Source organism: Actinoplanes sp. CA-131856 (assembly GCF_050956135.1).
GTDB lineage: Bacteria > Actinomycetota > Actinomycetes > Mycobacteriales > Micromonosporaceae > Actinoplanes.
Genome location: NZ_CP191849.1, coordinates 4,140,339 through 4,154,257 on the forward strand (window position 1 = coordinate 4,140,339; position 13,919 = coordinate 4,154,257).

Genomic DNA, 13,919 nt, shown 5'->3' on the forward strand with positions numbered 1-13,919 from the left:
TCTCGGCGCGACGGCGCACCGGGGTAGTCGTTCTCGGCGGAAAGCGGCTCAGGACGGTGGCGGACCGGCCGAACAGGGCAATGAGCCCTACCTCGGGAGGCCGGATTGTTCAGGCGCTGTGCGGCGCTGATCGCCGCCGTTCTGCTTGCCGGCGTCTCCGCCTGTGCCGGCGACGACCTCGACGCTGTTGCCGCGCCCGACCCGGGGACCATCGGGATCGCGCTGCCGACCAAGGACAGCGCGCGCTGGATCGCCGACGGCGACAACATGGTCAAGCAGTTCGAGGCGCTCGGCTACAAGACCGACATCCAGTACGCCGACAACGACGTCGGGACGCAGCAGGAGCAGCTCGACGCGATGATCGCCGCGGGGGACCGGGCGCTGGTCATCGGCTCGATCGACGGCACGCAGCTCAAGTCGCAGCTGCAGGACGCGCACGACAAGGGGATTCCGGTCATCTCCTACGACCGGCTGATCCGCGGCTCGGCGAACGTCGACTACTACGCCAGCTTCGACAACTTCAAGGTCGGTGTGCTGCAAGGCCGTACCATCGCCAATCATCTGGGCCTGGCCAAGGCGAAGCGTACGTACCGGATGGAGCTGTTCGCCGGTTCGGCCGACGACAACAACGCGCGGTTCTTCTTCAACGGCGCCATGAGCGTCCTGAACCCGTACCTGAAGAGCGGCACCCTCGACGTGCCGAGTGGCCAGACCCAGTTCGCCCAGGTCACCACCCAGCAGTGGGACGGCAAGATCGCCGCCGCCCGCATGGCGAAGCTGATCAAGCGGGACGTCACCTTCGACGCGATTCTCTCGCCGTACGACGGTATTTCGCGCGGCATCATCGAGACGTTCCAGAAGAACGGGAAGAAGGTTCCCGTCGTGACCGGGCAGGACGCCGAGCTCGATTCGGTCAAGCTCATCAACCAGGGCGTGCAGACGGAGACGGTCTACAAGGACACCCGCGAACTGGCGAAGGTGACCGTGCAGATGACCGACAAGGTGCTCTCCGGCGAGACCCCCGACATCAACGACACCAAGACGTACGCCAATGGGGTGAAGGTCGTCCCGGCGTTCCTGCTCCAGCCGGTCAGCGTCGAGAAGGCCAACCTGAAGACGGTCCTGATCGACGGCGGCTACTACAAGGAATCGGACCTGGCGTGAGCCGTTTGCAGACGAGGCTCGCCGCGGCGTTCCTCGACCGCCCCGTCGCGGTCAAATTGACGGGCCTGGTCATCGTGAGCGTCCTCGGCCTGCTCACCTGCCTGGCCGTCAGCACCTGGTCGTCGTGGCAGGCCAACCGCACCGCCGAGCGGCTCCAGCGGCTCAACCTGGCCGGCACCTACGTGCTCCAGCTCGACCGGATGGCCAGCGAGCTCAAGTCCAGCGGCCTGCAGGCGATCGTCCGCGAGGACCCGGCCGACCAGGCCGGCGAGCTCGACGACCAGATCGGCAGGACCAAGGAGCTGCTGACCGCCCTGGCCGCCATCGAGCTGCCCGCGAACCAGACCGCGACGGTTGCGAAGTTAACCACCGTTTACACCGAGTACATCGACGTCATCACCCGCTACGTGGCCGGCGCCGGCAGCGACCCGCAGACGGCACGGCTCGGCTGGGCCCAGATCGGCGTCGACAACTACCTGGTGTCGGCCGTGCTGGAGAACGCCCGCGACGAGTTCGCCCGCGTCGTCTCGGCCGCCGAGAAGTCGTCGGCGGCCCAGCGCGCCGACGGCAACCATGTGATGTGGGTGGCGGTCGGCCTGGCCGCGCTGGTCGTCATCGCCCTGGCCTGGATCGTGGTCATCTCGGTGACCAAGCCGCTGGTGCGGGTGCGCAAGGCGTTGCAGGGCCTCGCCCGCGGCGACCTGACTGTCACGGCCGACGTCAGCACCCGCGACGAGGTCGGCCTGATGGCCCGTGACCTCGACACCGCCCTGGCCGACCTGCGCGGCGTGGTGAGCGCGGTGACCGGCGCGGCCGGCGAGGTCTCCGGCGCCTCGGCCCGCATGTCGTCGACGTCGGAGTCGATGACCGGGGCCATCACCGAGACCGCCCGGCAGAGCGAACTGGTGGCCGAGACCGCCTCGGTCGTCTCGCACAACGTGCAGACGGTCGCAGCCGGCGCCGAACAGATGGGCGTGGCCATCACCGAGATCGCGCAGAGCGCGGCCGAGGCGGCCCGCGTGGCCAGTCAGGCCGTCTCCATCGCGGAGCGCACCACCGAGCAGGTCGGCAAGCTCGGCGACTCGAGCGCCGAGATCGCCACCGTGATCCGGGTGATCACCTCGATCGCCGAGCAGACGAACCTGCTCGCCCTCAACGCGACCATCGAGGCCGCCCGGGCCGGCGAGAGCGGCAAGGGCTTCGCCGTGGTGGCGGGCGAGGTCAAGGAGCTGGCACAGGAGACGGCCCGCGCCACCGAGGACATCTCGGCGCGGGTGCAGCAGATCCAGACCGACACGGCCGGCGCGGTCGAGGCGATCAGCGAGATCACCTCGGTCATCACGCAGATCAACGACTTCCAGACGACCATCGCCAGCGCCGTCGAGGAGCAGACCGCCACGACCTCGGAGATGAACCGGGGTGTCGCGGCGGCCGCCGACGGCATCGGGGGCATCGCCGCCAACATCGACGGGCTGGCCGGCGCCTCCCGCGTCACGAACGACGGCGTCACGCAGTCGCGCGACGCCGTCAGCGAACTGAGCGAAACGGCCCACCGGCTCCAGACGCTGGTGGGCCATTTCCGTGTGTGACTAGAGGGACAGGCGAAGAGTCCGTACCTCGAAGGGGGCCAAGCGCAGGTCCAGCGAGCCGGCGCCCAAGGGCTTCTCCAGGAGCGTGACCTCCTGGAGCGACTGGACAGCGGTGTGGACCCGCAACGTCCCCGTGGCGCGGCGGCCGAGCGACTCGTAGACGCGCACGATCAGGTCGCCGCTGCGGTCGTCGGCCAGCTTCACGCCCGAGACGACGATGCCGTCGCCGTCGACCGACACCAGCGGCTCGAAGCCGTGGTCGCCGGTCACCACGCGGGCCGGCAGGTTCATCGCGATGCCGGCCTCGGTGGCCTCGGCCACGCCGGCCCCGATGACCAGGCCGTACGAGCAGGTCTGGTGGCCCTGATCGGTCTCCGGGTCGGGGAAGCGCGGCGCCCGCAGCAACGACAGCCGCACGGTCGTGGTGACGCCGTGCTCCTCAGTGGAGTCCCGCGTCTGGTCGTAGCCGTACGTCGAATCGGTGATCAGCGCGGCGCCGAAACCGGGCTCCTCGACGAGCACGTAGCGGTGCATGGAGGCCTCGAACTTGGCCGCCTCCCAGCTCGTGTTCGTGTGCGTGACCCGCTTCTGATAGCCGAACTGGGTCTCGGCGGCCACGTGCTCGGCCTGGATGGCGAACGGGAACGCGACCTTCAGGAACTTCTCGGTCTCGTGCCAGTCGGCCTCCTGGTCGATCCGCAGCGTCCGGCTGCCCGGCGCCAGCGTGAGCGTCTGCTTCACCTTCGACTTCGAGAACTCGCGCACGATCGTGACGTGCGCGCCCGCCGCGTCCTGGCTGAACTCGATCGACGACACCGCGCGCAGATCGGTCACCTTGTTGCGGTAGAAGCGGTCCACGTCCCACGCGTCCCACTGGTTCGGGAAATCCTGGTGCAGCTGAAGCAGATTGGCTTCCTGCCCGGCCGCGATCGTCTCGCGCCCGGTCGCCAGGTCGACCGCCGAGGTGATGAGGCCCTCGTCGGAGACGGTCACCGACACGATGCCGTTCGACAGCACGTTGCCGTCGATGGAGACCGACCCCTCCGGAGAGGAAGCAGGACCGGCCGACAGCGCCGGCACCCCGTCGCGAGCGAACGGCGCCGGGTTCAGGACGATCGTGGTGTCGCCTTCACCGACGAGCGCGGCCTGCGATGCCGCGATCAATTCCAGGGCGGAGGACCGGATCCGCTCGTACGTGGCCACGGCCTCCCGGTGCACCCAAGCGATCGACGTGCCCGGCAGGATGTCGTGGAACTGGTGCAGCAGCACCTCCTGCCACAGAGCGTCGATCTGCTCGTACGGGTAGGGAGCACCCGCCCGCACCGCGGCCGTCGCCGCCCACAGCTCGGCCTCGATGAGCAGGTGCTCGCTGCGCCGGTTGCCCTGCTTGGTCTTGTGCTGGCTGGTCAGCGTGGCCCGGTGCAGCTCCAGGTAGAGCTCGCCCACCCACACCGCCGGGTTCGGCAGCTCGGCCCGGGCCTTGTCGAAGAACTCGTTCGGGTGCTCCCACTCGACGGTGGCGCTGCCCTCGAGGGACCGCAGCCGGCGGGCCCGCCCGGCCATCTCGCGGGTCGTGCCGCCGCCGCCGTCGCCCCAGCCGACCGGGGCCAGCGACCGCGACGCGAGCCGGCTCTCGCGGAACTGGTTGGTGGCCTTGGACAGCTCGGCCCCGGACAGCTGCGAGTTGTAGGTGTCCATCGGCGGGAAGTGAGTGAAGATTCGCGAACCGTCGATGCCCTCCCACAGGAATGAGTGGTGCGGGAACCGGTTCACCTGGTTCCAGGAGATCTTCTGGGTGAAGAACCACTGGAAGCCGGCCCGGCGGATCAGCTGCGGCAGCGCGGGGGAGTAGCCGAAGCTGTCCGGCAGCCACACGCCCTGCGACTCGACGCCGAACTCCTCGCGGAAGAACCGCTGCCCGTACGTGAACTGGCGGACCAGCGCCTCACCGGTCGGCATGACGGTGTCGCTCTCGACCCACATGCCGCCGAGCGGGATGAACCGGCCGGCCTTGACGGCCTCGACGACCCGCTCGAACACCTCGGGGCGGTGCTCCTTGAGCCAGGCGTACTGCTGGGCGCTCGACATGCCGTACTTGAAATCGGGGTCGAGGCCGATCAGCTCGGTCATGCCGGCCGCCGTGCGGGCCACCTTGCGGATGGTCTCGCGGACCGGCCACAGCCAGGCCGAGTCGATGTGCGCGTGCCCGATGGCCGACAGGTGGTGCGCGCTCTGCTCGGCCGGGGCGGCGAGGACCTCCTCCAGCTCGGCGCGGGCGGCGGCCGCCGTGCCGGAGATGTCCTGGAGGTCGAGCACGTCCAGGGCGTTGTCGAGCGCCTGGAGGATGCGCATCCGGCGCGGCGCGGTGGCCGGCAGGACCGCCTGCAGCTCCAGCAGGACCTCGACATCAAGGGCGAGCTCGTACGTCTGCTCGTCGAACAGGGCCAGATCCATGCGCCGGGTCGTGTAGAGCGGCCGCGGCGACGACGTCTGGATGTCGCCTTCCTGGGTCGGCAGGAAGGGGTGGTAGTCGAGCAGGACCGGGTTGGCCGCCGCCTCCAGGTAGAGCTCGACGGTCTCCTCGTCGCCGACCGGGATCCACTGGTTGCGCGGGTTGATGGACTTCACCGGGCTGCCGTCGGGGCGGTAGACCAGCGCCTCGCACTGGAAGCCGGGCATGTTGCCGTCGAAGCCGAGGTCGACCACGGCCTCGACGTGCCGGTCGCGCCACTCGGCGGGGACGGTGCCGCGCAGCCGGAACCAGGTGGTGTTCCAGGCCGGGCCCCACGGGGTGCCGACGGTGTACGGCTCGTACGACAGGGCGATGCCCTCGGCGGGCGGGATGGGCTCGCCGGGCAGGGAGTGGAACTCGACCTCGAACGGCACGCTGCCGGTGTAGACGGCGGGCCGGATGCGCTCGGCCAGGACGCGGGTCGCGCGTCCCACGGTGAGCGGGATGTCGTCGTGCATGTCAGGGCCTTTCGTGAGGACGGCGGAGTTCGGTGATGCCGCGGGCAGAGAGCAGTTCGGCGTCGCCGGCCGTGGACGCGAGGACGATCTGCGGGCCGGCGCCGTCGCCCGCGAGGTCCAGCCACGACCGGTAGAAATCGCGGGTGGGCCCGGAGGCGGCACGGTATCCGGGCACGGTGTCGTCGAGGACCAGTGCCACCGATTGTTCCACCGTGTGGGATTCTTTGCGAATCTGTGCGATCGTTTCCGCGAAACGCTCTCCGGTCGGCTTGACCCGTCCGTCGCTGGTGATCAGCCCCAGGTCGTACTCCAGCTCGGGGAAGTCGAGCAGGTCACGCGACACGTCGTGCGAGCACCACCAGGTGATGCCGGACAGCTCCGGGATCCGCGCGACGTGCCGCAGGGTCGCCTCGAGGAAGTCCGGCGCGTCGGCCTCGGCCACCACATTGGTCGGCGTGCCGACCTCCTGGAGCCAGACCGGGCGGGCCGGGTCGGTGTGCCAGGCGGCGGCCAGCCGGCAGAGATATTCGGCGTGCCGTACGGAGCCGGCGCCCATGCCGCCGTGGGTCTGCGCGGCGCCGTTGAACACCCACGAGTGCACGATCGTCTCGTCGCCGTGCGCGACCGCGTGGGCCGGGCCGAACGGCTGGGTGTCGTCGTACCAGGCGGCGTCGTACATAGCGTGGGTGACCAGCGTCCCGGGGCGGGTCTCGTCCCTGATGGCCCCGGTCAGACGGGCCAGCCACACCCCGGCGCCCTCCTCGGTGACCGGGTGCGGGAACGGGTGCGGCGCGGCCGCGAACTGGTTGGTCTCGTTGCCGACGGTGACACCGAGCAGGTTCGGCCGGCCGGCCACGGCGGCGGTCAGCCGGCGCAGGTAGTGCGCGGTCGAGGTGACCACGTCGGGGTCGGTGAACATGTTGCGGCGGTGCCAGCTCGACAGCCAGGCGGGCACGAAGTCGAAGCTGGACAGATGGCCCTGCAGGCCGTCGACGTTGACGTCCAGGCCGCACTCGGCGGCCAGGTCGACCACCGTGACCACGTCGGCCAGCGCACGCGGGCGGATCAGGCCCCGGTTGGGCTGCACGTGCGGCCACAGCGGCATGAGCCGGATGTGGTCGACGCCGAGCCCGGCGATCGCTTCGAGGTCCTTTTTGATCGAAGCCGGGTCGAAGTCGAGCCAGGAGTGGAACCATCCGGCCGAAGGGGTGTAGTTGACGCCGTATCTCATGGTGCGCTTTCTCTCGATTTCCATCACCGACGGGGGTCAGCCCTTAACCCCGCCCTCCTCGACACCCTTGAAGAAGTAGCGCTGGAGCGCGCTGAACAAAATTGCGATGGGGATGAAGGCGATCATCGTGCCGGCCGCGATCAGGCGCTGGTCCTGCGTGAACGTGCCCGACAGGTACTGCAGGCCGACCGTGAGGGTGTACTTCTCGGGCGAGGTCAGCACGATCAGCGGCCACAGGAAGTCGTCCCAGGCCTGGATGAAGGCGAAGATGGCCACGACCGCGAGGGTTCCTCGTACGGCCGGAAGCGAGACCCGCAGCAATCGCTGCGCGACGGTGGCGCCGTCCATGATCGCGGCCTCGTCGATCTCCTGCGGCAGCGACCGGAACGCGTTGAACATGAGCAGGACGTTGAGCGCGGCCACCATGCCCGGCAGGGCGACGCCGATGAGCGTGTCGGCCAGGCCGAGGTCGCGCACCGTGACGTACTGCGAAATGATCGTGACCTCGCCCGGCAGGATCAGCGTGGCCAGGAACAGGCCCAGCACGATCTTGCGGCCGCGGAAGCGCAGGCGGGCGATGGCGTAGCCGGCCGTGGTGGCGAACAGGATGTTGCCGCCGACCGTCAGGAACGCCACCAGCAGCGAGTTGCCGATGTAGCGCCAGACCGGGATGGCCTCGGCCACCTGGCTGTAGTTGTTCAGCGTCGGCTCGTGCGGGATGAAGCTGGGCGTGCGCGTGTAGATGTCCTCGCCCGCGCCCTTGAGCGAGGTGGACAGCTGCCACAGGAACGGGCCCACCGTGATGAGCAGGACGAACAGCAGCAGGACGTAGCGCAGGACCTTCTCGCCGGTCGAGGGCTCACCGATCTTCGTCACTTTGGTCTTTTTCACGACTCACCCCGGTTGTTGAGGCGCGCGAGGACCACCATCGGGACCACCGTGACGACGAAGAGCAGCACGCTCAGCGCCGAGGCGTACCCCAAATTGCCGTAGAACCCGCCGGCGTACTGCTGGATCAGCATGACCAGCGACTGGTCCTTGCCGCCCGGCCCGCCCTTGCCGCCGGTGAGGATGTAGAGCTCGGAGAACACGCGCAAGGCGGCCACGCTGACCAGAACGGCAACCAGAAACATGGTTCCCCGTACGCCCGGGACCGTGACCGTCAGGAAGCGGCGCACCGGGCCGGCGCCGTCGATGGCCGCGGCCTCGTGCAGGTCCTTGCGGACGTTACCGAGCGCGGCCAGATAGACGATCATGTAGTAGCCGAGGCCCTTCCAGACGGTCAGGCTGATCGCGCTGATCAGCACCAGCCAGCGGTCGGTCAGAAACGGCACCGGTCCCTGAATGACGTGCAGCCACCGGGCCAGGTTGTTGATCAGGCCGCGGTCGTCGAGCAACCAGGTCCACATCAGGCCGACCACCACCGCGCTGGCGATGACGGGCACGTAGAAGGCGGTCCGGAAGAAGGCGATGAACGGCAGCTTGCGCTCGACCAGTACGGCCAGCAGCAGCGGCAGGATGGTCAGCAGCGGCAGGCAGATCGCCATGTAGATCGCGCTGTTGAGCAGGGCGGTCCAGACCTGGCTGTCGTGCAGCAGCTCGGTGTAGTTGCCGACGCCGACGAAATCGGCGTCGCCGCCCAGTGGCTTGGCGTCGGTGAACGACAGCCGCAGGGTGTTGATGGAGGGCCAGACGCTGAACACCAGCAGAAAGGCCAGCGCCGGGAGGGTGAGCACCCACGGCGTGAACCAACGATGTGTCTTCACAAGATCTCCTCGGGGGGTGGCGGCCGGCCTATCGGGGGGACCTGCCGGCCGCCACCGGCTCGCTACTGCTTGCTCAGCAGCTGGTTCATCCGGTCCACGGCGTCGTCGAGCGCCTTCTTGCTCGTCTCGTCGCCCTTGACCGCCAGCGCGATCTGCTGGTCGAGCAGCGTCTGCATGTCCGAGTTGACCTCGTACGGAATGAGGTTCTTGGCGTCCTTGAGCTCGCTGAACGCGAGCGAACGGGCCTTGCCGCCCGGCGTGCCGTCGTCCTTGCCGAAGTAGCTGTCGTCGGCCGACGCCTTGGTGGACGGGAAGACGTTCACGATGTGGCCGAACTTGTTCTGGTTGTCGGCGTTGGTGATCCACTCGGCGAACGCCTTGGCCGTCGCGGGGTGCTTGCTCTTGGCCGAGACGCTCACGCCCTGCACGTACAGCGGCGGGGTGTCCAGGGCCTTGCTGACCGCGATCTGGCCCTTGAGGCTCGGGTTGTCCTTCTCGAAGTCGGCCAGGCCGGTCGCGCCGCCGGTCGTCCAGGCCACCTTGCCCTGGGTGAACAGCTTCGAGTTGCCCTGGTAGTCGCTGTTGAGCACGCTCGGCGGCATGTAGCCCTTGGCGTACGCGTCGCGGTACTGGTCGACCAGCGCGGCCGCCTGGTCGGTGTTGAAGACGAAGCTCTTGCCGTCGTCGGCGACGATCGGGATGCCCGCGCGCACGAAGTCCGACACGTCGGGCTTACGGCTCATCAGGTAGTCGTCCGGGCACTTGGCCTTCATGGTCGCGGCCTGCGTGAACAGCTCCTGCGTGGTGGCCGGCGGCTTGTCGGCGTCGAGCCCGCACGCCTTGAACTGCTTGGCGTTCCAGTAGTCGAGGTCGGTGTTCAGATACCACGGGTAGCCGTAGACACCGTCCACACCCTTGAACTTGTACGCGTCGATGGCGCCCTGGACGTACGTCTGGGAAAGGTCTTCGTCCTTGCTGACGTCGACCAGGAGGTCCTGGCGGGCCAGGGGCAGCGCGAAGTCCGGCGGCAGGTTGACCACGTCGGGCAGCGTGTTGGAGGAGGCCTGGGCGAGGACCTTCTCCGAGTAGCCGTCGCCCGGCTGGTCGAGCAGCTTGACGCTGGTGCCCGGATATTTCGCCTGGAAACCGGCGATGACCTCGTTGAGGTAGTCGGTGAACTTGGGCGTCAGGGCCCAGGTCTGCAGCGTGATGCTGCCGGTGATCTCGTCGCTCTTGGCGCTGTCGCCGTCGCCGCCACCGCAGGCGGCGGTCAGACCGAGGGACAGAGCCGCCACGGTGGCGACGGCTGCTTTGGTGATTCGCATCGTGATGAAGCTCCTGAGCCAGAGGGAGGCGTCGACCAGGAAACGTCGGCGAAACAACATCGTGAGTAACTAAAGCGCTATAGTCAACGCCTTCAGTTCTTTTTGTTTTCTTGTACGCCTGCTGGCTAAACCGCTATAGCTGAGGTAACGTGCGCGCCGTGGGTAACAGGCCGACCATCGCGGACATCGCCAAGCGCGTGGGCGTCTCGCCGGGCGCCGTCTCGTTCGCGCTCAACGGGCGGCCGGGCGTCAGCGAGCAGACCCGCGCGCGCATCCTCGAGGTGGCGCGCGAGATGAACTGGCGGCCCCACCGGGCCGCCCGCGCCCTCGGCGGCGCGCAGGCCGGCGTCGTCGGCCTGGTGCTGGCCCGCGACCCGCGCACGCTGGGCTCCGAGCAGTTCTACACCCAGATCCTCTACGGCATGCAGGACATGCTCTCGGCCCACTCGTCGGCCGTGCAGATGCAGCTGGTCCGCGACACCGCCGCCGAGATCGACCTCTACCGGCACTGGGCGTCCGAGCACCGCGTCGACGGCCTGGTGCTGGTCGACCTGCAGCTCGACGACCCGCGCATCGCGGTCGTGCGCGAGCTCGGCCTGCCCGCGGTCACGCTGGGCCTGCCCGGCGAGCCCGACCAGCTGCCCAGCGTGTGGGCCGACGACGCCGAGGCGATGACCACGATCGTGGACTATCTGGCCGCCCTCGACCACCGCCGCATCGCCCACGTGGCCGGCCCGCCGGTCTATCAGCACACGGCCCGCCGCACGGCGGCGCTGCGGGCCCAGGTCACCGAGCGCGGCCTGCACGCGGGCGAGTCGGTGCCGACCGACTTCAGCGACGCCCAGGGCGCGGCGGCCACCCGGGCCCTGCTGTCGCGGGCCGACCGCCCGACGGCGATCGTCTACGACAGCGACCTGATGGCGGCGGCCGGCCTCGGCGTGGCCCTGGAGATGGGCATCGAGGTGCCCCGCCAGCTGTCGATAGTGTCCTTCGACGACTCGGTGCTGACCCGCATCGTCCACCCGGCCCTGACCTGCCTGTCCCGCGACACTCACGCGCTGGGCGCCCAGGTCGCGACGACGCTGCTGCAGGCCATCGCCGACCCGTCGTCCCGCGAGAGCGTCCGCACCGAGACCCCGCGCCTGGTCGTGCGGGGCAGCACGGCCCGACCCTCCTGAAGCCTTCCTCTCGCCGAGGCGCGCCTCGTCCCCCCGTCGGGCGCGCCTCGGCCCCGTAAGATGCCCATCCGTGACGGCTTATCTCGTCGGAGTGCTGCTGTTCCTGCTCGCGCTGACCGTGTCGGTCGCCCTGCACGAGGCGGGCCACATGGTCACGGCGCGCGCCTTCGGCATGAAGGTGCGGCGCTTCTTCGTCGGCCGAGGCCCCACGGTCTTCTCTTTCAAGAGAGGCGAGACCGAGTACGGGGTGAAGGCCCTCCCGATCGGCGGCTTCTGCGACATCGCGGGCTTGACCGCCCTGGACGAGCTGACCCCCGGCGAAAGGTCACGCGCCATGTGGCGCTTCCCGGCGTGGAAACGCACGGTGGTGATGGCGTCGGGCTCGGTCGTGCATGTGCTGATCGCCCTGGTCGTCCTGTACGTCATGGCGATCACCAGCGGCCTGCCCAACCTGCACCCGTCCGACGCCCCGATCGTCGCCTCGACGACCTGCGTCGGCACCTCGGCCTGCCCCGCCGCCACGGCCGGGCTGCGACCGGGCGACCGGATCGTGTCGGTGGGCGGCACACCCACCCCGAGATGGGCCGACGTGCTGACCGCGGTCCGGGCCGCGGCCGGCCCGACCCCGCTCACCGTGCGGCGCGGCACCGAAACCCTGACCCTCTCGGTCGACGTGGCCCGGGTGACGACAGCGGCGGGCGAGGTAGGCATGATGGGCGCGACCCCACAGGAGCCACCGGCCTACCTGCGCTACGACCCGGCAGCCGCGACCGGCGCGACGTTGTCCTTCACGGGCGACATGGTCTCGAACACGGCCGCCCAGCTGGCCGCCTTCCCCCAGCGCCTGCCCGCGGTGATCGACGCGATCACCGGCGGCGAACGCCACCCCGACACCCCGATCAGCATGGTCGGCGCCAGCCGCCTGGGCGGCGAGGCCGTGGAGCGCGGCCTGTGGGAGGTCTTCGTGCTGCTGCTGGCCAGCCTGAACCTGTTCATGGCCGTCTTCAACCTGCTGCCCCTGCTCCCACTGGACGGAGGCCACATAGCCGTCGTCTGGTACGAGCGAACCCGCGACGCCATCCGCCGCCTCCGGGGCCGGCGAGCCGCGGGCCCGGTGGACTACACGAGGCTGTTCCCGATAACGATGGCCGCGCTGCTGGTAGGAGGCGCCGTCATGCTGCTGACGGTGACGGCCGACCTGGTGAACCCGATCCACCTGTCATGACCACCTTCCCGGAACCCTCAGGTAGCCCCACCGGTCGCCGATCGGTTGCCTCGACGTAGCAGCCGAGGCCCCGCGGACGGAGACCATGACAGCCGAACCACAGACCGGCACCCCGTGGAACCCGGACGACAGCCAGACCCCTTCCGGCCTACCCACGTACGGATACGTGCCACCCACCCCCGGCCCGTCCCACGCATATGCCCCACCACTCACACCCCCACAGCCGACCACGCCATCCCACGGCCACGCGGCACCCGGCGGATCGTCATACGGCCACGCCGAGCCGACCGCGCCGTCGTATGGCCGCGCCGAGCCGGCCGCGCCGTCGTACGGCCACGCCGAGCCGGCCGCGCCGTCATACGGCCACGCCGAGCCGGGCGCGCCTTCGTTCGGACAGGCGCAGCCGGGCGGGTTGAACGGGCGGGCGCAGCCGGGAGCGTCGTCGAACGGCTACTCGACGCCAGACGCGCCCGCGTACGGCCACGGCGAGCCGAGCGCGGTAGAGCGCGGCTACGCACCGCCGGTGGCCCCGCAGGAAGGGGCTCGGCCGGCGGTGGCCCCCTATGCGGCGGCCCCGCAACAAAGGGCTCCGCAGGCGGCGGCCCCCTATGCAGCGGCCCGGCCCGCACCGGCTCCGCAGGCCGGTTATCCGGCGCCGGCCTATCCCGGATATGCGCAGCCCGGCTATCCGCCGCCGCCGTACAACTCCGGCTATGGCGCGACCCGCTCGCTGATGTCGACCGGAAAACCGCCCGGCCTGGGCTGGGTCATCGTCGGCACCGCAGTGATCGGTGGACTGGGCGCCTTCATCGCCTCCAACAAGGCCAAGAAGGCGGCCGCCGTCGGCGTCGCCGCGACGCGGTACTGGGTCGCGTTCGGCGTGACGCTCGCCCTCACCTGGGTGCTGAGCATCGTCTGCTACTTCACCATCGGTGGCCCGGAAGGCCGGCTGACCCGGGCCCAGCTGGAGAAGTCCCTCGTGGCCGGGGCCGCGCTCACCGACGACAACGGCTTCGCCATCAACGCCACCGACGCCACCTGTGTCGCCGCCTCGGTGGACTCGCGCGGCGCCGGCACCTATCAGTGCCTGATCGAGTTCGAGAACGGCGCCCGCCAGTCCTACCAGGTGACCGCCGACTCCCACGGCCGCTGGGTGACTTCCAACGGCGAGTAACCGGCCGGGCCACAGCGCGACCGCCGAATCCGGTGCATCCCAGGCGACGGCCGGACAGGCCGGACCGCATCGAACGGGCTGGTGGGGCCAGACCGAGTTGGGCGGGGGCGACCCGCCGTCCGCGCGGCGCTACCCGCCTTGACAAAAAGTCAAGCAAGCTTGTCTTTTTGTCGGGCGTGCTCGTCAGTTGAAGGCGAGGGGAGAGGGCTCGCCGCCGGCCAGACACCGAGGCCGACCCGACCACCGAACAACATCAACTAACACAGATCACCGATGGCCGACTGTTGCACCACGCTT

Annotated in this window: 10 protein-coding genes; 5 read left to right on the forward strand and 5 right to left on the reverse strand. The window is 69.5% G+C overall.

The features are described 5' to 3' along the window. Window positions 1–105 precede the first annotated feature (105 nt). The gene (gene chvE / locus ACQP2X_RS19105; RefSeq protein ID WP_498698787.1) at window positions 106–1,164 is read left to right on the forward strand and encodes a multiple monosaccharide ABC transporter substrate-binding protein; all 1,059 of its coding nucleotides are present in this window, start codon (window positions 106–108) and stop codon (window positions 1,162–1,164) included. Continuing rightward, window positions 1,161–2,753 (forward strand): methyl-accepting chemotaxis protein, encoded by a 1,593-nt coding sequence (locus tag ACQP2X_RS19110; RefSeq protein WP_498698788.1) that lies wholly within the window; start codon window positions 1,161–1,163, stop codon window positions 2,751–2,753. Before chvE ends, ACQP2X_RS19110 begins: the two co-directional genes overlap by 4 nt. Here ACQP2X_RS19110 and ACQP2X_RS19115 read toward each other — a convergent pair whose 3' ends face one another. The 5 genes from ACQP2X_RS19115 to ACQP2X_RS19135 all read right to left on the reverse strand — a co-directional run bounded on the left by ACQP2X_RS19115 (window position 2,754) and on the right by ACQP2X_RS19135 (window position 10,045). Further along, window positions 2,754–5,723: an alpha-mannosidase gene (locus tag ACQP2X_RS19115; RefSeq protein WP_498698790.1), complete on the reverse strand. Its 2,970-nt coding sequence runs from the start codon at window positions 5,721–5,723 to the stop codon at window positions 2,754–2,756. Between the two features lies 1 nt (window position 5,724). After that, complete coding sequence (locus ACQP2X_RS19120) at window positions 5,725–6,954, reverse strand: glycoside hydrolase 5 family protein (protein ID WP_498698792.1); 1,230 nt, start codon at window positions 6,952–6,954, stop codon at window positions 5,725–5,727. A 36-nt stretch (window positions 6,955–6,990) separates the two neighbouring features. Next, window positions 6,991–7,830 (reverse strand): carbohydrate ABC transporter permease, encoded by an 840-nt coding sequence (locus ACQP2X_RS19125; RefSeq protein ID WP_498698794.1) that lies wholly within the window; start codon window positions 7,828–7,830, stop codon window positions 6,991–6,993. Between the two features lie 11 nt (window positions 7,831–7,841). Continuing rightward, on the reverse strand, window positions 7,842–8,720 hold the full coding sequence (locus ACQP2X_RS19130) for a carbohydrate ABC transporter permease (protein WP_498698795.1): 879 nt from the start codon (window positions 8,718–8,720) through the stop codon (window positions 7,842–7,844). A 62-nt stretch (window positions 8,721–8,782) separates the two neighbouring features. After that, complete coding sequence (locus tag ACQP2X_RS19135) at window positions 8,783–10,045, reverse strand: ABC transporter substrate-binding protein (RefSeq protein WP_498698797.1); 1,263 nt, start codon at window positions 10,043–10,045, stop codon at window positions 8,783–8,785. Between the two features lie 158 nt (window positions 10,046–10,203). Between ACQP2X_RS19135 and ACQP2X_RS19140 the strand changes: the two genes are divergently transcribed. From ACQP2X_RS19140 to ACQP2X_RS19150, 3 genes are all read left to right on the forward strand, one after another. Next, complete coding sequence (locus tag ACQP2X_RS19140) at window positions 10,204–11,223, forward strand: LacI family DNA-binding transcriptional regulator (RefSeq protein ID WP_498698798.1); 1,020 nt, start codon at window positions 10,204–10,206, stop codon at window positions 11,221–11,223. Between the two features lie 70 nt (window positions 11,224–11,293). After that, entirely contained in the window at window positions 11,294–12,448 is a 1,155-nt protein-coding gene (locus tag ACQP2X_RS19145) for a M50 family metallopeptidase (RefSeq protein WP_498698800.1), read from the forward strand. An 85-nt stretch (window positions 12,449–12,533) separates the two neighbouring features. Then, window positions 12,534–13,622 (forward strand): hypothetical protein, encoded by a 1,089-nt coding sequence (locus ACQP2X_RS19150; protein ID WP_498698802.1) that lies wholly within the window; start codon window positions 12,534–12,536, stop codon window positions 13,620–13,622. Window positions 13,623–13,919 lie beyond the last annotated feature (297 nt).

What these genes read in the sequence shown, in the direction of transcription:
- ACQP2X_RS19150 (WP_498698802.1), top strand. Translation starts at nt 12,534, where the DNA reads ATGACAGCCGAACCACAGACCGGCACCCCGTGGAACCCGGACGACAGC.
- ACQP2X_RS19120 (WP_498698792.1), bottom strand. Translation starts at nt 6,954, where the DNA reads ATGAGATACGGCGTCAACTACACCCCTTCGGCCGGATGGTTCCACTCC.
- ACQP2X_RS19115 (WP_498698790.1), bottom strand. Translation starts at nt 5,723, where the DNA reads ATGCACGACGACATCCCGCTCACCGTGGGACGCGCGACCCGCGTCCTG.
- ACQP2X_RS19135 (WP_498698797.1), bottom strand. Translation starts at nt 10,045, where the DNA reads ATGCGAATCACCAAAGCAGCCGTCGCCACCGTGGCGGCTCTGTCCCTC.